The organism is Bradyrhizobium sp. 192, from assembly GCF_023100965.1.
Taxonomy (GTDB): Bacteria; Pseudomonadota; Alphaproteobacteria; order Rhizobiales; family Xanthobacteraceae; genus Bradyrhizobium; species Bradyrhizobium symbiodeficiens.
On sequence record NZ_CP064690.1, the window covers coordinates 1244701 to 1261983 of the forward strand.

The 17283-nt window shown below is 65.4% G+C and carries 22 protein-coding genes and 1 tRNA gene; 19 read left to right on the forward strand and 4 right to left on the reverse strand.

Annotation, left to right across the window (positions count from 1 at the left end; genetic code table 11):
- The first annotated feature begins 2 nt into the window (after positions 1-2).
- From IVB24_RS05860 to IVB24_RS05880, 5 genes are read left to right on the forward strand one after another with little or no spacing between them, the layout of a single operon-like run.
- On the forward strand, positions 3-620 hold the full coding sequence (locus IVB24_RS05860; protein ID WP_247772350.1) for a flavin reductase family protein: 618 nt from the start codon (positions 3-5) through the stop codon (positions 618-620).
- Between the two features lie 44 nt (positions 621-664).
- Positions 665-1525: a fumarylacetoacetate hydrolase family protein gene (locus IVB24_RS05865; protein ID WP_247772352.1), complete on the forward strand. Its 861-nt coding sequence runs from the start codon at positions 665-667 to the stop codon at positions 1523-1525.
- Between the two features lie 3 nt (positions 1526-1528).
- Complete coding sequence (hpaH, locus tag IVB24_RS05870; protein ID WP_247772353.1) at positions 1529-2332, forward strand: 2-oxo-hept-4-ene-1,7-dioate hydratase; 804 nt, start codon at positions 1529-1531, stop codon at positions 2330-2332.
- Between the two features lie 25 nt (positions 2333-2357).
- Entirely contained in the window at positions 2358-2750 is a 393-nt protein-coding gene (locus IVB24_RS05875) for a RidA family protein (RefSeq protein ID WP_247772354.1), read from the forward strand.
- A gap of 12 nt (positions 2751-2762) precedes the next feature.
- Positions 2763-3638, forward strand: coding sequence for an amidohydrolase family protein (locus IVB24_RS05880; protein WP_247772355.1), 876 nt, complete (start codon positions 2763-2765; stop codon positions 3636-3638).
- Between the two features lie 170 nt (positions 3639-3808).
- Here the strand turns inward: IVB24_RS05880 and IVB24_RS05885 are convergent, their stop codons facing one another.
- Positions 3809-4816, reverse strand: coding sequence for an LLM class flavin-dependent oxidoreductase (locus IVB24_RS05885; RefSeq protein WP_247772356.1), 1008 nt, complete (start codon positions 4814-4816; stop codon positions 3809-3811).
- A gap of 426 nt (positions 4817-5242) precedes the next feature.
- Here IVB24_RS05885 and IVB24_RS05890 point away from each other — a divergent pair, with 426 nt between their 5' ends.
- From IVB24_RS05890 to IVB24_RS05900, 3 genes are all read left to right on the forward strand, one after another.
- Positions 5243-5746, forward strand: coding sequence for a Twin-arginine translocation pathway signal (locus IVB24_RS05890; protein WP_247772357.1), 504 nt, complete (start codon positions 5243-5245; stop codon positions 5744-5746).
- A 12-nt stretch (positions 5747-5758) separates the two neighbouring features.
- The gene (locus IVB24_RS05895; protein WP_094976519.1) at positions 5759-6397 is read left to right on the forward strand and encodes a ferric reductase-like transmembrane domain-containing protein; all 639 of its coding nucleotides are present in this window, start codon (positions 5759-5761) and stop codon (positions 6395-6397) included.
- Between the two features lie 148 nt (positions 6398-6545).
- On the forward strand, positions 6546-7022 hold the full coding sequence (locus IVB24_RS05900; RefSeq protein WP_166467942.1) for a cyclic nucleotide-binding domain-containing protein: 477 nt from the start codon (positions 6546-6548) through the stop codon (positions 7020-7022).
- A gap of 63 nt (positions 7023-7085) precedes the next feature.
- Here the strand turns inward: IVB24_RS05900 and IVB24_RS05905 are convergent, their stop codons facing one another.
- The 3 genes from IVB24_RS05905 to IVB24_RS05915 form a co-directional block, all read right to left on the reverse strand.
- Positions 7086-7229, reverse strand: coding sequence for a hypothetical protein (locus IVB24_RS05905; protein WP_155527948.1), 144 nt, complete (start codon positions 7227-7229; stop codon positions 7086-7088).
- 913 nt (positions 7230-8142) lie between these two features.
- On the reverse strand, positions 8143-8493 hold the full coding sequence (locus tag IVB24_RS05910; protein WP_247772358.1) for a RidA family protein: 351 nt from the start codon (positions 8491-8493) through the stop codon (positions 8143-8145).
- Positions 8494-8570: 77 nt separating this feature from the next.
- Positions 8571-8645, reverse strand: a tRNA-Thr gene (locus IVB24_RS05915).
- 314 nt (positions 8646-8959) lie between these two features.
- On the opposite strand from IVB24_RS05915, the gene IVB24_RS05920 reads away from it, so the two are divergent.
- The 11 genes from IVB24_RS05920 (at position 8960) to IVB24_RS05970 (ending at position 17234) form a co-directional block, all read left to right on the forward strand.
- The gene (locus IVB24_RS05920) at positions 8960-9160 is read left to right on the forward strand and encodes a hypothetical protein (RefSeq protein ID WP_247772359.1); all 201 of its coding nucleotides are present in this window, start codon (positions 8960-8962) and stop codon (positions 9158-9160) included.
- 12 nt (positions 9161-9172) lie between these two features.
- On the forward strand, positions 9173-10879 hold the full coding sequence (locus tag IVB24_RS05925) for an FAD-dependent oxidoreductase (protein WP_247774050.1): 1707 nt from the start codon (positions 9173-9175) through the stop codon (positions 10877-10879).
- 267 nt (positions 10880-11146) lie between these two features.
- Positions 11147-11455, forward strand: coding sequence for an EthD family reductase (locus IVB24_RS05930; protein WP_094976523.1), 309 nt, complete (start codon positions 11147-11149; stop codon positions 11453-11455).
- A gap of 195 nt (positions 11456-11650) precedes the next feature.
- Positions 11651-12160, forward strand: coding sequence for a hypothetical protein (locus tag IVB24_RS05935; RefSeq protein WP_247772361.1), 510 nt, complete (start codon positions 11651-11653; stop codon positions 12158-12160).
- Between the two features lie 128 nt (positions 12161-12288).
- Positions 12289-13113 carry an alpha/beta hydrolase gene (locus IVB24_RS05940; protein WP_247772362.1) on the forward strand — a complete coding sequence of 275 codons (825 nt, stop codon included), beginning with the start codon at positions 12289-12291 and terminating at the stop codon, positions 13111-13113.
- A 228-nt stretch (positions 13114-13341) separates the two neighbouring features.
- Positions 13342-13506 (forward strand): hypothetical protein, encoded by a 165-nt coding sequence (locus tag IVB24_RS05945; RefSeq protein ID WP_247772363.1) that lies wholly within the window; start codon positions 13342-13344, stop codon positions 13504-13506.
- 82 nt (positions 13507-13588) lie between these two features.
- A complete protein-coding gene (locus IVB24_RS05950; protein ID WP_094976526.1) occupies positions 13589-14038 on the forward strand; it encodes a DUF2948 family protein in 450 nt (149 codons plus the stop codon).
- A gap of 143 nt (positions 14039-14181) precedes the next feature.
- The gene (gene hisD, locus IVB24_RS05955) at positions 14182-15477 is read left to right on the forward strand and encodes a histidinol dehydrogenase (protein WP_094976527.1); all 1296 of its coding nucleotides are present in this window, start codon (positions 14182-14184) and stop codon (positions 15475-15477) included.
- On the forward strand, positions 15474-15971 hold the full coding sequence (locus IVB24_RS05960) for a UPF0262 family protein (RefSeq protein ID WP_094976528.1): 498 nt from the start codon (positions 15474-15476) through the stop codon (positions 15969-15971). The genes hisD and IVB24_RS05960 overlap by 4 nt, the downstream gene beginning before the upstream one ends.
- Positions 15972-15977: 6 nt before the next feature.
- Positions 15978-16445: an arsenate reductase ArsC gene (locus IVB24_RS05965; RefSeq protein ID WP_247772365.1), complete on the forward strand. Its 468-nt coding sequence runs from the start codon at positions 15978-15980 to the stop codon at positions 16443-16445.
- Positions 16446-16604: 159 nt separating this feature from the next.
- Complete coding sequence (locus IVB24_RS05970; RefSeq protein WP_094976530.1) at positions 16605-17234, forward strand: Maf-like protein; 630 nt, start codon at positions 16605-16607, stop codon at positions 17232-17234.
- The last annotated feature ends 49 nt before the right edge of the window (positions 17235-17283 follow it).

A 17283-nucleotide genomic window follows, 5' to 3' on the forward strand; every position in this document is an offset into this window, starting at 1 on the left:
CGATGCGGATCGATCCGACCGAGCTCGGCGCCGAGCGCATCTATCGCCTGATGACCGGCATCGTGGTGCCGCGTCCGATCGCCTGGGTGACGAGCCTGTCGCGAAGCGGCGTGCTCAACCTCGCCCCGTTCAGCGCCTTCACTTTCGTCTCGCAGAAGCCGCCGATGCTGGCCATCAGCGTCGGCCGCAAGGGCACGGACTACAAGGACACCGCGCACAACATCCTCGATACCGAGGAATACGTCATCCACATCGCCGATACGCCGCTGATGCAGGCCTTGCACGACTCGTCAATCGAGCATCCGCCTGAAATCAGCGAGGTCGAGCATCTCGGGCTGGAGACGCTGCCCTGCGAGCGCATCAAGGTGTCGCGGCTCGCCGCAGCGCCCGTCGCCATGGAATGCCGTTTCCGGCAGTGCCTCGAATTCGGTGAAGCCAGGAGCCGGCTGATCGTCGGCGAGGTCGTGATGTTCCATCTGCGCGACGGCCTGGTGAACGACGGCAAGGTCGAGACCAAGGCGCTCGACCCGATCGCGCGCATCGGCGGTCCCCGTTACGCCAGCCTCGGCGAGATCGTGACGCTCAACACGGTCTACCAGACGCCCAAATCGAAAGACTGAGCGCGCCGCCGGCCGCGCTGCCCGACACAAATTGGAGAACGACCATGCGACTGCTGAGCTATCTCGTGGACGGAGAGCCGCGCTACGGCGCGGCCGTCGAAGCCGGTGTGGTCGATCTGACCCGGCGGATCGGCCGCGACTTCTCCGACGTGAAGGCGCTGATTGCGGCCAACGCGCTGTCCGATGCGCAGGAGGCGATCGCGGGCGCGAAGCCGGACTATGAAATCGACGATCTCGTCCTGCTGCCGCCGGTGCTGGCGCCCGAAAAGCTGTGGTGCATCGGCGTCAACTACGCCGAGCGCAACGCCGAATACAAGGACAGTTCGGACCTGCCCAAATATCCGAGCCTGTTCGTGCGCAGCATGTCCTCGATGACGGGCTCCGGCCAGCCGATCGAGAAGCCGAAGGTTTCGGATCAGCTCGACTATGAAGGCGAACTCGTCATCGTGATCGGCCAGGGCGGCCGCCACATCCCGCGCGAAAATGCATGGTCGCACATCTTCGGCATGACCTTGTGCAACGAGGGCACCGTCCGCGACTGGCTGCGCCACGGCAAGTTCAACGTCACCCAGGGCAAGAACTTCGATCGCTCCGGCAGCATCGGCCCATGGCTCGTCACGGCGAACGAGCTCGACCCGCGCGGCCCGCATGACATCGTCACGCGCGTCAACGGCGAGGTGCGGCAGCAGGACTCGACCGAGCGGCTGATGTTCCCGTTCGATTACCTGATCTCCTATCTCTCGACTTTCGCGACGCTGAAGCCCGGGGACATGATCGTGACCGGCACGCCGACGGGCGCGGGCGTTCGCTTCGATCCGCCGCGCTGGCTCAAGGTCGGCGACGTCGTCGAGGTCGAGTCGCGCCGGATCGGTGTGCTGCGCAACACCGTCGCGGCGGAGCAATAGACCATGCTCGATGCCGCCACGATTGAACGGCTTGCCGCGCGCCTGGACGAGGCCGAGCGCACCAAGACGCTGATCCCGATGTTCACGAAGGAGTATCCCGATTTCGCGATCGAGGATGCCTACGCCGTGCAGCGCGCCTGGACCAGGCTGCAGCTTGGCCGCGGCCGGATCATCAAGGGCCACAAGATCGGCCTGACCTCGAAGGCGATGCAGAACGCGGTCGGCATCTCCGAGCCCGACTACGGCGTGCTGTTCGCCGACATGTTCTATGCCGACGCGACGCCCATTCCTTTCGACCGTTTCCACGCGCCGCGCATCGAGGTCGAGCTCGCCTTCATGCTGAAGGCGCCGCTGGGCGGGCCCGATTGCACCATCTTCGACGTGCTCAACGCCACCGATTACGTCACGCCGGCGCTGGAGATCCTGGAGACGCGCATGCACCGCGTCGATCCCGAAACGGGCAAGACGCGCAAGGTGATGGACACGATCTCGGACAATGCGGCGAATGCCGCGCTGGTGCTCGGCGGCCGGCCGTTCCGCCCGATGGATGCGGATCTGCGCTGGATCGGCGCGCTCCTGTTCCGCAACGGCGAGGTCGAGGAGACCGGACTTGCCGCCGGCGTGCTCAATCATCCCGCCAACGGCATCGCCTGGCTCGCCAACCGCCTCGCGCCGCATGACGAGCATCTCGCCGCCGGCGAAGTGGTGCTGGCGGGATCGTTCACGCGGCCGGTCGACATCCGCCGCGGCGACACGTTTCATGCCGATTATGGCGCCTTCGGCTCCGTGTCGTGCCAGTTCGTCTGAAGCAACAACAAACAGGGAGCGCACCATGAGCGGTCAGTCGCGGCGCAAGAGCATCCATATCGGCGGCTTCAAGCACGCCAACCCGATCCCGAACGCCTGCCGCATCGGCAATCTCGTGATGTCCGGCGTCATCCTCGGCCGCGATGGCGCCGGCGCGATGCCGGAGAGCCTCGACGCCCAATGCGCCAATATGTTCGCGCACATGAAGGCGACGGTGGAAGCCGCCGGCGGCTCCACCGACGACATCATCAAGATGACCGTGTGGCTGAAGGACCGCGGCAATCGCGGGCCCATCAATGTCGAATGGCTGAAGATGTTTCCGGACGAGCATTCCCGGCCCGCGCGCCATGCGCTGCCGATGGACAACATGGACGGCGGCGCGCTGGTGCAGTGCGACTTCACCGCAATGATCGACTGAAGGAGCGTTTGCATGCCGACCTATCTGCCGTTCGATCCCAATCCGCGCCGCCCGGTCAAGGCGCCGCCGCCCAAAACCGTCGACAGCCAATTTCACGTGCTGGGTCCGATCGAGAAATATCCGGAGCGTCCCGGCGCCGCCTACCGGATGCCGACCGCGACCTGGGAAGCTGCGCTGCGCGTGCACAAGACGCTCGGCATCGAGCGCGGCATCATCGTGCAGACGACGACTTACGGCGCCGACCACGCCGTCGTGCTCGACGGCCTGGCCGCGATGGGTCCGAACTACCGCGGCTGCGCCAACGCGCTGGTGTTCGCGGAGGCGAACGACGCCTATCTCGCCAGGCTGCATGATGCCGGCGTGCGCGGCGCGCGCTTCAGCTTCCGCCAGGAGCTGGGAGCCGTGCTGTCGGACGCCGATTTCGCCCGCGCGATCGCCCGCATTCGCGAGCTCGGCTGGTACGTCAAGATCCAGCCGGAAAAAGACGGCATCATGTCGAGCGTCGCCAAATACGAGAATCTCGACGTCCCCGTGCTGATCGATCACATGGCGCGGCCTGATCCCGAGGCCGGCAAGAACGATCCGAACCTGCGCAAGATGCTCGAGCTGCTGGCCAAGGGCAATTTCTGGGTGATGCTGTCGCTCGGCGAGAAGACCTCGAAGGCCGGGCCTCCTTATGACGACGTGATCCCGATCGCGCGCGCCTATATCGAGGCGGCTCCTGATCGCTGCGTCTGGGCCAGCGACTGGCCGCATCCGGTCTCCGTCAAGCAGCCGCCGAACGATGCCGACCTGCTCGAACTGATGTACCGCTATGTCGCGGACCAGACGGAGCTGGAGAAGATCCTGGTGCACAATCCGGCCAAGCTGTTCGGGTTTCCGGACTAAAGTACTCGAGGGCTCGCCACGAACGCGGTCGCTCCCTCTCCCGCGTGCGGGAGAGGGTTGGGGTGAGGGCTCTCTCCTCTAGGAGGTTGTCCCATTGCGGAGAAACCCTCTCCCCAACCCTCCCCCGCACGCGGGGGAGGGGGCGCACCTCCGTCGGCGCGCGACCGCGTTCACACCACCGGCTGCTTCGCCAGCCGGTCGCGCACCCCGGCCGCGATCTCGAACGAGCGCAGCCGCGCTGCATGGTCGTAGATCTGGCCCGTGGTGATCAGCTCGTCCGCGCCGGTGTCCGCGATCAGCGCCTTCAGCTTCTGCTCGACCACATCAGGCGAGCCGACCGCGGAGCATGACAGCGACTGGCCGACCATGGCCTTCTCCGCCGGCGACCACAGCGCGTCCATGTCGTCCACCGGCGGCGGCAGCGGGCCCGGCGTGCCGCGTCGCAGATTGATGAACTGCTGCTGCAGCGAGGAGAACATCCGCTGCGCCTCCGCGTCGCTGTCGGCGGCGAACACATTGACGCCGACCATCGCATAGGGCTTGTCGAGTTGCGCAGAGGGCTCGAAGCGCGCGCGATATTCGCGCAGCGCCGGCATCATCATCTGCGGCGCGAAATGCGAGGCGAACGCGAACGGCAGCCCCAGCATCGCGGCGAGCTGCGCGCCGAAGGTGCTCGATCCCAAAATCCACAGCGGCACTTTCGTTCCCATGCCGGGCACGGCGCGGATCGTCTGGTTCGGCTGTACGTCGCCGAGCAGCGCCTGCAGCTCCAGCACGTCATGCGGAAAATTCTCCGATGCCGTCGCGAGGTCGCGCCGCATCGCCCGAGCGGTGAACTGGTCGGTGCCCGGCGCCCGCCCGAGCCCGAGATCGATCCGCCCGGGATAGAGCGAGTCCAGCGTGCCGAACTGCTCGGCGATGACCAGCGGCGAATGGTTCGGCAGCATGATCCCGCCGGAGCCGACGCGGATCGTCTTTGTTCCGCCCGCGATGTGCCCGATCACCACCGACGTCGCAGCGCTCGCGATTCCCGTCATGTTGTGATGCTCGGCCAGCCAGAACCGCTTGAATCCCCAGGCCTCGACGTGCCGGGCGAGATCGAGCGAATTGCGGAACGCCTGCGCCGCATCGCCGCCTTGGCGGATGGGCGCGAGGTCGAGCACGGAGAAGGGGATCATGGGCGGGGTACCGGTGAAAGGAGCTGTGCCACCACATGTAGTGTCCGCGCGCGGGATGGGTAGAGAGCGCTTGCGAAACCCATCATTGCCATCAAGCGACACCTGGATGGCATCCGCATTGCTCACTCCTCCAAGACGCCGTTCGAGCTGGGCCGAGCCTCGTTCACAACACTGTTATTGCGACCTATGGCGCCCGTCGCCTCAACTGGGCGTTTCACGCCCATTGTTGTAGTGTTGCGCAGCCATGACACGGCGGACTCGTGTCCCGGACGCGGTGCAGCGTGAAACGCGGCGCCGCAGAGCTGGGACCCATGCTGCCAATTGTGGGCCCCGGCCCTGCGGCGCATCACTGCGAGCCGCACCGCGTCCGGGGCACGAGAGGCCATCGCACGGGGCACAATCGCGCCGACGCCAGGAGGAACCGACATGACCATGGTCGTACTCAACCGCCGCAACCTGCTGGTCGCCGGCGGCTCCGTCCTGACAACCGGCGTTCTCGCAACCAGCATGCCGGGCCTGCTGCTTCCGGCCCGCGCGTCAGGCCTCGCACCGACCGAAACGATGTCGGGTGGCGCGAACAATTACCGCAAGGGTGCCGCGACCGTGGATCGCATCGGCAAGGGCGGCTTCTGGATGAGGGGCACCGTGCGCCGCGCCGGCGACGGGGCGCCGCTCGCCGGGCAACGCATCCAGATCTGGGCGCATACGGTCGAGGGCCAGGAGCACGAGCCGCAGAGCCATGGCGCCACGCTCACCGACAAGGACGGCAAGTTCCGGCTGGAGATGCCGCAGATCATTCCGATCTTCGGCCAGCCGCATGGCCATCTCGCCTATGACAGCGGCGAGTTCAAGACCGTGTTCCTGCGGCCGGTGATGCGGAGTGCCAAGGAAACCAGCCTCGAGGCGCATTTCGTCCTGCAGCCGGCCTGATCGGGCCGGCGAATGACGGGGTGGAGATCGGCGCGGGTGATCCTGATCTGGGTCGCCATTGCCCTGGCCATCGGCGTGCCGGTCGCACTGGCTGCGACAAGCGAACAGCTCGCGTGGCGCGGGCCGGTCTACATCCTCGCCGGCTTCGCCGGGATCGTCGCGCTCGGTCTCGTGCTGGTGCAGCCCATGCTGATCGGCGGCTACCTGCCGCCGTTGTCGGCCTATCGCGGACGGCGCGCCCATCGCTGGATCGGCGGCGTGCTGGTGCTGGCCGTGGTGATCCACGTCGCCGGACTCTGGATCACCAGCCCGCCCGACATGATCGACGCCCTGACCTACACTTCGCCGACGCCGTTCTCGCCCTTTGGCGTGACCGCGATGTGGGCGATCTTCATTGTTGCGCTGCTGGCGTCCCTGCGCCGGCGGTTGGAACTGCGGCCGCGAACCTGGCGCTTCATTCATATGCCGCTCGCGATCGTCATCGTCGCGGGCAGCGTGGTCCATTGCCTCCTGATTGAAGGAACGATGGAAACGATGTCGAAAGTGGCGTTGTGCGTCCTGGTCCTTGCGGTAACTGCAAAGGTCATGATTGACCTGCAGGTGTGGCGAAAGCGAAGGACGCTGCGCGGGGAGAGTGGCGCGCGGCAGTGACGCCGCGCCGGGATTCGTAGCCCGGATGAAACGAAGCGCAATCCGGGACGACTGCATCCGTGGTTGACAGCCCCGGATTATGCTTGCGCTCCATCCGGGCTACGCAGCTCCGCTTGCCGCAGTCGGTGACGCGGCGTAACCTCGCGCAATGACCGTCACGGCCCCCGATCTGGAAGCGTTCCTGCTCGCGACGCCGTTTTTCGGCGGTCTCCCGCAGCCGAGCCTCGACCTCCTGATGTCCATGCTGGTCGAGCGCAGCTTCGAGGCAGGCAGCACCGTCGTGTCGGAAGGCGAGCCGGGCCGCTCGATGTTCATCGTCAAATCCGGCCGCCTCGCGGTGAGCAAGCGGACGAAGGCGGGCCGCGTCATCCCGATTTCCGTGCTGCAGCCCGGCGACTTCTTCGGTGAGATGACGCTGATCGAAATGCAAAACCGCTCTGCAACCGTGGTCGCGGAGGCGCCGACGGTGCTGTACGAGCTGACCGCGCAAAATCTCTACGCCTGCTACAAGGCCGACATCCACGCCTATGTGATCGTGCTGCAGAACATCAACCGCGAGCTGAGCCGGCGCCTGCGCCGGTCGGATGATCGGTTCGCGAGGCGCGCGGCGGACAACGACAATTGATCGTCCTACCAGCTACGGTGGACAAGCCGCCCCACCAATCCGCGAGCCCGCGCCCTGATACGGCTACAGCAACGCCATCGAGTGCAGCGAATTTCTATGAAAGCCGAAGGCGACGATGCCGGAGAGAAGCAGCGCAGTCCCAGTCACGATCAGGAAAAACGCGATCACTAGCAAAACCTCCGGTTCGTCACGAATGACGAAGACCATAATAGATAAAACTTTACCGACAATCGAAAGGAAGGATTAACCTTACCAGCGCGGCCCAGTCGCGACCCGTCGGGCAAAACACCTCAACCCCGTCAATCCCCCGCCGCGAAAATATTCCACTTTACCGAAATTCGGAATTACGGCATATTCACGTCATCCCGGCCCGAGGAGAGGGGCGATCGTACGTCGCAACGAACGTGGGCGGGGGTGCGGTGGACGCGGCTGCGTCGGGCACGGCAAGGCGGGACCAGGGCGGGTGAACCCCGTGAGGTCCTTCTCCGTGCGACGAACGAAGCAGTCGCGTACGGCTAAACCACGTGGTCCTGGCTGTCGTTGCTACAGCCAAGCCTTCGCGAAGATGCATCGGCCAACCGGACGCGGTGCATCGGTTTTCGCGAGGTGACGGAGGCCAGAAGGAATTCGGCTCCGGGGAGAGCGGGCATAGGCCGTCAACCCATCGCGCAGGGAAGGCCGGGTGTTTCCGGCCCACCTGTTGTCCGCCTGCGCATTTGCGTGTGCAAATTATTCGCGCAGCGGGTCATGGGTGCCAGCCGGCACCCGGTCTTCCCTGCGCCTTCTTCAAGGAAGAGGGCGAAACAGGAGAGCAAAACTCGGGCGTTTCAAGCCGCGAGAACGTAGCTTCATGTGTGCAAACAGGAACGAACCGACGATCCGCCTCGCAGGTCCCGTGTCTCAGCGCCGCCGGGAGCAAGCGCAAATGAAGCCGACTTCGCTTGCGGCCATCCTTCGAGACGCCCGCCGTTGGCGGGCCCTCAGGATGAGGACCGAATGCGTGGCTGCAGGTCCACGAGCTTCGATGCTGCCTAGCCTCATCCTGAGGAGGCGCCCAAGCGCCGTCTCGAAGGACGAGGCGTGCGCCCAGGTCGCGCACCATCTCATCTGCAATGGACTGTCACCGACGGGCGGCGATCGCCGTCAGCTCCAGCCTGACGCCTGGGCCGAGATCCGCAACGCCCACGGCCGCACGCGCCGGCAGATGGTTCGCGGTGAAATAGCGCTTCCACACCTCGTTGAACACCGCCTTGTCGGCGAGATCAGCCATAAAGATCGTCACCTGCAGAACGCAGGAGAGATCGGAGCCGGCGCCATCGAGCAGGGTCTTCAACTGGCGCAGCACATCGTCGGCCTGGCCCGTCATGTCGAACCCCGCATCTTCAGGGACGATGCCGCCGAGATAGAGCACGCCGTTGTGCTCGACGATCTCGTGGAGCAGTCCTTCATAGGGCAGGGAACGGGTGATCACGATCGCATCCGTGGGTGTTGCGGGCACGCTGCCAAAGGCAAGGCTTGTTTCAACAGGGCTCGCTTCGATGGGGAAAATGGTGCTGCCAGACAGGATTGAACTGTCGACCTCTCCATTACCAATGGAGTGCTCTACCACTGAGCTACGGCAGCATGTGCTGGTGAAGAATCGGGCGCCCTGGGGGCGCTACCAAGCGGGCCGATATCTGCCACAAGCCCCCCTCCTGTGCAAGCTTGCTGGGCCGGTCAAACCGAGAAAATCGGGTCGATATCAGGACCAAAATGCCCGTTTCGGCGCGAAACTGCCGACTTTCTGGCGATTCTGCTCCGATATCCCCGCCAAATGGTCAGTTGCTCCAGGCATCGGATTCGATCCAATTCGCGTTTCGCACGAATGGATCGCGCTCGCCTCTTGAGCTGTCGCCATTCGGTGGCATCCTGCCGCCGACCGATGTGATGGACCCGTGATGGCCGACGAGACCGACAAGAGCACGACCCGGGCGAGGACGTCCCGGGACGACCGCCTGAAATCGGCGCTGCGTGAAAACCTCAAGCGGCGCAAGCTGCAGGCGCGCGAACGCGCCGCGGGCACGGAGCCCTCGCAGAATGAAGATGGTTCCCTAAATGAGGGGGCCGCCGGCAAAGCCGGCACCTGGAATTCGGAATGAGTGAGAATGACGATGGGGCAGAACGGACGGCAACCAAATGACGGTGAGGCGCTGATGTCGCGCTTCATCCGCCCCGAGCAGACCTTTCCGACGCTGACGCCCGCCGAGATCGAGCGCATCAGGCATTTCGGTGAAGTCCGCAGCTATGCCGACGGCGAGTTCCTATTCGAGACCGGCAAGCCCGGGCCCGGCATGTTCGTGGTGCTGAAGGGCCATGTCGCCATCACCCAGCGCGACGGTCTCGGCCACGTCACCCCTGTCATCGACCAGGGACCGGGGCAATTCCTGGCCGAACTCAGCCAGCTCTCGGGACAGCCGGCACTGGTCGACGGCCGCGCCGAGGGCGATGTCGAGACGCTGCTGTTGCCGCCGGAGCGCTTGCGTGCGCTGCTGGTCGCCGAGGCGGAACTCGGCGAGCGCATCATGCGCGCGCTGATCCTGCGCCGGGTCAATCTGATCCAGGACGGCATGGGCGGTCCTGTGCTGATCGGTCCGTCGAACTCCGCCGGCGTGGTGCGATTGCAGGGCTTTCTCACCCGCAACGGTCTGCCGCATCATCTGCTCGATCCCGCAAGGGATCGCGACGCCGCCGAGGTCATCGCGCGCTATTCACCGAAGCCGGAAGACTGGCCGCTGGTCGTTGCCGCCAACGGCGCCGTGCTGCGCAATCCCAACGAGACCGAGCTTGCCCGCGCCATCGGCATGATCGGCGGCGCCAAGGACGATCGCATCTATGACGTTGCAGTCGTCGGCTGCGGCCCGGCCGGGCTCGCCACCGCCGTGTACGCAGCGTCGGAAGGATTGTCCGTCGCGGTGCTCGATACCCGCGCCTTCGGTGGCCAGGCCGGCGCCAGCGCGCGCATCGAGAATTATCTGGGCTTTCCGACCGGCATTTCGGGCCAGGCCCTGACTGCGCGCGCCTTCACCCAGGCGCAGAAATTCGGCGCCGACATCATGATTCCCGTGACGGCGAATTCGCTCGATTGCACGCGCAAGGATGGCGCCTTCGCTGTGGCGCTCGACGGCAGCAATCCCTTGCGTTCGCGTTCGATCGTAGTCGCCAGCGGCGCGCGCTATCGCCGGCCGGAGATCGACAATCTCGACAAGTTCGAAGGACGCGGCGTCTGGTATTGGGCCTCGCCGGTCGAGGCGAAGCTGTGCGCCGGCGAGGAGGTCGCGCTGGTCGGTGCCGGCAATTCGGCGGGCCAGGCCGCGGTGTTCCTGTCGGGTCACGCCAAGAAAGTCCTGATGATCATCCGCGGCGGTGGCTTGGGAGCCAGCATGTCGCGCTATCTCATCGAGCGCATCGAAGCGGCGCCGAACATCGAATTGATGTTCAACACCGAGATCACGGCGCTCGAGGGCGACGAGGCCGCGCTGCTGCGGCGCATCCGCTGGAAGAGCCGGCTGTCCGATGACGAGGATTCCGCCGACATCCGCAATCTGTTCCTGTTTGTCGGCGCCGATCCCGCCACCTCCTGGCTCGACGGCTGCGGCGTGACGCTAGATCGCGGCGGCTTCGTCGTGACCGGCGCGCAGTCCGAGCAGAACCAGGGCAGGCTGGTGGCGCCGCTCGAGACGTCGGTGCCCGGCGTCTATGCCGTCGGCGACGTCCGCTCCGGCTCGGTCAAGCGGGTCGGCGGCGCCATCGGCGAGGGCGCCCAGGTCGTGGCCTCCCTGCACGGCTATCTCGGCGACGCCGCAAAACCGGCGCTATAGAGCACGATCCGGAAAAGTGTGAAGCGGTTTTCCGGCAAGATCGTGCTCAAAGAAATAAGTCAAGGACAAGACAAGGTAATGGCAAGTCGAATGAGGCTTGCGGTTTTGCCGGCAACTGCAGACTATCTCCTCATCCTGAGGAGCGCGTAGCGCGTCTCGAAGGATGATGGCCCGGATTCAACAGCCGGGCCTGCATGGTTCGAGACGGCGCTCGCGCGCCTCCTCACCATGAGGGTCTAAAGACAACAAACTCAACGGGAGGACTAAATGGCTGAAATCGTCGTGCTGTACAAAACCCCCAAGGATGCTGCTGCCTTCGACAAGTACTATGCCGAGACCCACATTCCACTCGCCAAGAAACTTCCCGGCCTGAAGAAATACGCCGTGAGCAAGGGGCCGGTCGCATCTCCCGCCGGCCCATCCGGAATCCATCTCGTTGCCATTCTCACCTTCGACAGCGTGGCCGACATCCAGAAGGCTTTCGGCAGCGAAGAGGGCAAGGCGACCGGCGCCGACGTGCCGAAATTCGCCAGCGGCGGCGCCGACCTCCTGATCTTCGACACCAAGGAAGTTTGAATTTCCGATTCAACTTTCGTCGAAATCTGCCGTCGTTTGTGACAGCGGTGCAAAAAATTCAGCCATGCGCTTGTCGATTCGCACGATGGCGCATGGCTTCGCACCTGCATGTGACGACAACGCAGGTGGCAATCCCATGAGGGTCGTAATACTAATCTCCTGAATTTTAATGCCGGACGATTAGGAGACGATGTCATGGTCCTTGGCTTGAGCTTGCCCGCCTTCACGTTGGTCCATGTCGTCATCAGCCTGATCGGCATCGTCGCCGGCCTCGTCGTGATGTTCGGCCTGCTCGGCTCGAAGTCGATGCCGGGCCTGACCGCGATCTTCCTTGCTTTCACGATCCTCACCAGCGTCACCGGCTTCCTGTTTCCGTTCGAGAAGCTGCTGCCGTCGCACATCATCGGCATCATCTCGCTGGTGCTGCTCGCCATCGCCTGCTTCGCGCTGTACGGCATGAAGCTCGCGGGTGCCTGGCGCCCGGTCTATGTCGTGACCGCGATGATCTCGCTCTATTTCAACGTCTTCGTGCTGGTCATCCAGTCGTTCCTCAAGGTCCCGGCGCTTGCCGCGCTCGCGCCCGCCGTGGCGCCGGCGCCTCCGTCGGGCCCCGTGTTCGCGGCGGTGCAGGGCGTCGTGCTGGTGTTCTTCGTCGTGCTCACCATCGGTGCCTGGCGTCGCTTCAAGCCGATGGCATTTGCCTGATCACACGATTCTCAACGTCCCGGTCGATGCGAGGCGTCGCATTCGGGATCGCGCGCGATTACCTGCGCAACGTCGGCGCGTGCCTGTTCACGCGTAACGCAATCGAACTGCACTGAAAGAGAGCGATCATGCCCACCATCACCACCAAAGACGGCGTCGAGATCTTCTACAAGGACTGGGGCAGTGGCCAGCCGATCGTGTTCAGCCATGGCTGGCCGTTGTCGGCCGATGACTGGGACGCGCAGATGATTTTCTTCGCCAACAACGGCTATCGCGTCATCGCCCATGACCGCCGCGGCCATGGCCGCTCGTCGCAGGTTTCCGACGGCCATGACATGGATCACTATGCCGACGACCTCGCGGCCGTCACCGCGCATCTCGACCTCAAGAACGCCATCCATGTCGGCCATTCCACCGGCGGCGGCGAAGTCGTGCACTACATCGCGCGCCATGGCGAGAGCCGGGTGGCGAAGGCGGCGATCCTCTCCGCGGTGCCGCCGCTGATGGTGCAGACTGCGGCCAATCCCGGCGGCCTGCCGAAGAGCGTGTTCGACGATCTGCAGAAGCAGCTCGCCGCCAGCCGCACGCAATTCTATCGCGACCTCCCTGCCGGCCCGTTCTACGGCTACAACCGTCCCGGCGCAAAGCCCTCGGAAGCGGTGATCCAGAACTGGTGGCGCCAGGGCATGATGGGCGGCGCCAAAGCGCATTACGACGGCATCGTCGCGTTCTCGCAGACCGACTTCACCGAGGATCTCAAGAAGATCAACGTGCCGGTGCTGGTGATGCACAGCGAGGACGACCAGATCGTGCCCTACGCCGATTCCGGGCCGCTGTCGGCCAAGCTGCTGAAGAATGGCACGCTGAAGACCTACAAGGGTTTCCCGCACGGCATGCCGACCACGCACGCCGAAACCATCAACGCCGACCTGCTGGCGTTCTTCAAGGAGTAAGGCGCCTCACGTCAAGATCGCCCTGATCGCACGGAAACGCCGGCCGGTGTATCCTTGCGACAGGGCGGTCGCCGCATGAGCGGCGATGCCCTTGGGGACATCCGGATGCGAGGCATCATCTTCGGCGCGACCGGCATGGTCGGGCAGGGCGTCTTGCGCGAATAACTAGTCGAAGCCGGCATCGACCATGTGCTCGGGCTGCGCGGCGCCCGGTCCAGGACCGCCTGGGTGCAGGCGGTCTATGCCGCAACCCGGCCGCTCTGGCCGGTGCTGCGCCGGATCTTGCCGCGGCTGGTCACCTCGACCGGGCAGATCGGCCGCGTCATGATCCGGGTCGCCCGCGAGGGGTATCCGCGGAAGGTGCTGGAGATGGCGGATATCAATAGCCTCTAGCCAGCCGGCCCGTTAGTTTGAGCGGAAATTTCGGCGCCGGTCCGCGTTGAGCCCCGTCCATTCCGAAGGAGAAGCGTCGGCGATGTCGCCCCAGCTCAAACTGATCGCCCTCGACGCCGACGATCTCGCCGTGATCTCGACCCATGTCCAGGATGCCCGGGTCCAGGTCTCCGACATCATCTGGCGGCAGAGCGAGAAGCGGCTCGTAGTCGGTCTGAGCCGGCTGGACTGGGAGCAGACGCTGGGAGGACAGACCGAGCCGCGCCGGCTCGTCTCTGCGCTCCGCTTCGACCGCGTCCTCGCCTGCAAGGCTCGCAACATCGACCTGGCTGCGCCCGAGAAGGTCATGGACCTCGTCGGCATCGAGTTTCACCCGAGGGACGGGCGCGAGGCGGAGCCCGGCGGCAGCGCCCTGCTGTTGTTCGCGGAAGGCGGCGCCGTCCGGCTCGACGTCGAATGCCTGGAATGCGAGCTGACCGACCTCGGGGACGACACGCTGGGGACGGGGCTGGAGATCGAGGGGGAGCTGTGAGGCCCCCGGTATACCAGCCGCTCCGGCTCAAGCCTGCGCCAGAACGGCGGCTTGCGAGGGTTGACGCCGCTTCCCCGCCGCGCCATTGAGCAGGGGACCTGGTGCGCCAATCGCCCCAAGACCAGCCAGAAGCCAAGCCTGACATGCCCGTTCGCCTCGACCGCAGCAGCGCCGATTTTGACCAGCGATTCGCGGCCTTCCTCGCCGCCAAGCGCGAGATCTCGGCCGACGTCGAGGCCGCCGCGCGCGCAATCGTCGACGACGTGGCCAGGCGGGGCGATGCCGCGCTGCTGGAGGCGACCGCCAAGTTCGACCGCCTGAAGCTGGACGCATCCGGCCTGCGCGTGACCGCTGATGAGATCGAGACCGCGACCAAGGCCTGCGAGCCTGCGACGCTGGATGCGCTCAAGCTCGCGCGGGATCGCATCGAGACCTATCACCGCCGCCAACTGCCGCAGGACGAGCGCTTCACCGATCCGCTCGGCGTCGAGCTCGGCTGGCGCTACACCGCGATCGAATCCGCCGGCCTCTATGTGCCCGGCGGCACCGCGGCCTATCCGTCCTCGGTGTTGATGAACGCGGTGCCTGCAAGGGTCGCCGGCGTCTCGCGTCTGGTGATGGTGGTGCCGTCACCCGACGGCAAGCTCAATCCACTGGTGCTGGCGGCGGCGTATCTCGGCGGCGTCACCGAGATCTACCGCGTCGGCGGCGCGCAGGCCGTGGCCGCGCTGGCGCACGGCACCGCGACGATCGCGCCGGTCGCCAAGATCGTCGGCCCCGGCAATGCCTATGTCGCCGCGGCCAAGCGGCTGGTGTTCGGCAAGGTCGGCATCGACATGATCGCAGGTCCCTCCGAGGTGCTGGTGATCGCCGACGACACCGGCAATGCCGACTGGATCGCCGCCGATCTCCTGGCGCAGGCCGAACACGATGCCAGCGCGCAATCCATCCTGATCACCGATTCCGCGCGCCTTGCCGCCGACGTCGAGAAGGCGGTCGAGGCGCAGCTGAAGACATTGCCGCGCGCGGCGATCGCAGGCAGCTCCTGGGCGGATTTCGGCGCCATCATCATGGTGAAGAACCTCACCGACGCCATTCCGCTCGCGGACGCCATTGCCGCCGAGCATCTCGAGATCATGACCGTGGATCCCGACGCGTTGGCGGCGAAGATCCGCAATGCCGGCGCGGTATTCCTCGGGCCGCATACGCCGGAGGCGATCGGCGACTATGTCGGCGGCTCCAACCACGTGCTGCCGACGGCGCGCTCGGCGCGATTCTCCTCAGGGCTCTCGGTACACGACTTCATCAAGCGCACCTCGATCCTGAAATGCGGCCCGGATCAGCTGCGTGCGCTCGGACCTGCCGCGATGACGCTCGGCAAGGCCGAGGGGCTGGACGCCCATTCGCGTTCGATTGGATTGCGCCTCAATCTGTCATGACAGAGCTGCCTGAACAGGACGACTCCAGCAATCGCATCGTCGGCGTCACGCTCGACGAGGACTCGATCGGCCGTTCCGGGCCCGACATCGAGCATGAGCGCGCGATCGCGATCTACGACCTGATCGAGCAGAACCTGTTCGCGCCCGAGGGCGCCGAGGGAAGGGGTCCGTTCACGCTGCATATCGGCATCACCGGTAATCGCCTGATGTTCGACATCCGCCGCGAGGACGGCACGCCCGTGGTCGCGCATCTGTTGTCGCTGACGCCGTTCCGGCGGATCGTGAAGGACTATTTCATGATTTGCGACAGCTATTACCAGGCGATCCGCACCGCGACCCCCGACAAGATCGAGGCCATCGACATGGGCCGCCGCGGCATCCATGACGAGGGATCGCGCACGCTGCAGGAGCGGCTGAAGGGCAAGGTGCGGGTCGATTTCGAGACATCGCGCCGGCTGTTCACGCTCATCACCGTCCTTCATTGGAAAGGATAATCGCGGATGGCTGCGCCTCCACGCGCAAGCAATCCGCAGTCCGTGCTATTCGCCTGCGCGATGAACAGCGTGCGCTCGCCGATGGCCGAGAGCCTGCTGCTGCACATGTTTCCCCAAGGGCTCTACGTGAAGTCGGCGGGAACGCGGAAAGGCGAGCTCGATCCGTTCGCGGTGTCCGTGATGGCCGAGCTCGGCCAGGACATCTCCGCCCACAAGCCGCAGACCTTCGAGGAGCTGGAGGATTGGGAGGGGCTGAATTTCGACCTCATCATCACGCTCTCGCCGGAGGCGCACCACAAGGCGCTGGAGCTGACGCGGACGCTGGCGGCCGATGTCGAATATTGGCCGACGCAGGATCCCACCACCATCGAGGGCAGCCGCGACCAGAAGCTCGCCGCCTATCGCGACGTCTGCGACCAGCTGTCGATGCGCATCCGCAAGCGCTTCGCGAAATTGGGCTCGGCGCCGGTCTGACACGAGGAGCCGTGCGTAACACCCGCGTCACAGAGCGTAGGCAGATGCGTGGTGGGGAGCCTCGAATCACCAAACTCCCGGTTCCCGGGTTGTGAAATCAGCCCCCTTCCGATAGGTTCCGCGCGCAATTCACCCCCTGCTCATCCCCCAAATCACCTGATGCTTGGCCGCCCCAAATTCGTACTTGCCTCCGGTTCGCCGCGGCGCCTGTCGCTGCTCAACCAGGCCGGCATCGAGCCGGACGCGCTCCGCCCGGCCGACGTCGACGAGACGCCGAAGCGGGGCGAGCTGCCGCGCGCCTGCGCCAATCGTCTTGCGCGGGCCAAGGCCGATGCGGCGCTGAAATCGGTGCAGCTCGACGACGAGCTGCGCGGCGCCTTCATCCTCGCCGCCGATACGGTGGTCGCGGTCGGCCGCCGCATCCTGCCCAAGGCCAATCTGGTGGACGAGGCCGCGCAGTGCCTGCGCCTGCTGTCGGGCCGCAACCACCGCGTCTACACCGCGATCACCCTGGTGACGCCGCGCGAGGCGTTCCGCCAGCGCCTGGTCGAGACCCGCGTCCGTTTCAAGCGGCTCTCGGAAGACGACATCCAAGCCTATATCGGCTCCGGCGAATGGCGCGGCAAAGCCGGCGGCTACGCCGTGCAGGGCATCGCCGGCTCCTTCGTGGTGAAGATGGTGGGGTCCTACACCAACGTCGTCGGCCTGCCACTCTACGAGACCACCACGCTGCTCGGCGGCGAGGGCTTTCCGATCCGCTTCGGCTGGCTCAACGCCACCGCCATTTGAGCCGGCCGCCCGCCCGCGGAACCCGTTGCCCGACAGGCTCTTGAACCCT

Bases quoted from the DNA above. Each gene is read 5' to 3' on its own strand.
- IVB24_RS05860 (WP_247772350.1), top strand. From the start codon at position 3: ATGCGGATCGATCCGACCGAGCTCGGCGCCGAGCGCATCTATCGCCTG.
- IVB24_RS05865 (WP_247772352.1), top strand. From the start codon at position 665: ATGCGACTGCTGAGCTATCTCGTGGACGGAGAGCCGCGCTACGGCGCG.
- hpaH (WP_247772353.1), top strand. From the start codon at position 1,529: ATGCTCGATGCCGCCACGATTGAACGGCTTGCCGCGCGCCTGGACGAG.
- IVB24_RS05875 (WP_247772354.1), top strand. From the start codon at position 2,358: ATGAGCGGTCAGTCGCGGCGCAAGAGCATCCATATCGGCGGCTTCAAG.
- IVB24_RS05880 (WP_247772355.1), top strand. From the start codon at position 2,763: ATGCCGACCTATCTGCCGTTCGATCCCAATCCGCGCCGCCCGGTCAAG.
- IVB24_RS05885 (WP_247772356.1), bottom strand. From the start codon at position 4,816: ATGATCCCCTTCTCCGTGCTCGACCTCGCGCCCATCCGCCAAGGCGGC.
- IVB24_RS05890 (WP_247772357.1), top strand. From the start codon at position 5,243: ATGACCATGGTCGTACTCAACCGCCGCAACCTGCTGGTCGCCGGCGGC.
- IVB24_RS05895 (WP_094976519.1), top strand. From the start codon at position 5,759: ATGACGGGGTGGAGATCGGCGCGGGTGATCCTGATCTGGGTCGCCATT.
- IVB24_RS05900 (WP_166467942.1), top strand. From the start codon at position 6,546: ATGACCGTCACGGCCCCCGATCTGGAAGCGTTCCTGCTCGCGACGCCG.
- IVB24_RS05905 (WP_155527948.1), bottom strand. From the start codon at position 7,229: ATGGTCTTCGTCATTCGTGACGAACCGGAGGTTTTGCTAGTGATCGCG.
- IVB24_RS05920 (WP_247772359.1), top strand. From the start codon at position 8,960: ATGGCCGACGAGACCGACAAGAGCACGACCCGGGCGAGGACGTCCCGG.
- IVB24_RS05925 (WP_247774050.1), top strand. From the start codon at position 9,173: ATGGGGCAGAACGGACGGCAACCAAATGACGGTGAGGCGCTGATGTCG.
- IVB24_RS05930 (WP_094976523.1), top strand. From the start codon at position 11,147: ATGGCTGAAATCGTCGTGCTGTACAAAACCCCCAAGGATGCTGCTGCC.
- IVB24_RS05935 (WP_247772361.1), top strand. From the start codon at position 11,651: ATGGTCCTTGGCTTGAGCTTGCCCGCCTTCACGTTGGTCCATGTCGTC.
- IVB24_RS05940 (WP_247772362.1), top strand. From the start codon at position 12,289: ATGCCCACCATCACCACCAAAGACGGCGTCGAGATCTTCTACAAGGAC.
- IVB24_RS05950 (WP_094976526.1), top strand. From the start codon at position 13,589: ATGTCGCCCCAGCTCAAACTGATCGCCCTCGACGCCGACGATCTCGCC.
- hisD (WP_094976527.1), top strand. From the start codon at position 14,182: ATGCCCGTTCGCCTCGACCGCAGCAGCGCCGATTTTGACCAGCGATTC.
- IVB24_RS05960 (WP_094976528.1), top strand. From the start codon at position 15,474: ATGACAGAGCTGCCTGAACAGGACGACTCCAGCAATCGCATCGTCGGC.
- IVB24_RS05965 (WP_247772365.1), top strand. From the start codon at position 15,978: ATGGCTGCGCCTCCACGCGCAAGCAATCCGCAGTCCGTGCTATTCGCC.
- IVB24_RS05970 (WP_094976530.1), top strand. From the start codon at position 16,605: ATGCTTGGCCGCCCCAAATTCGTACTTGCCTCCGGTTCGCCGCGGCGC.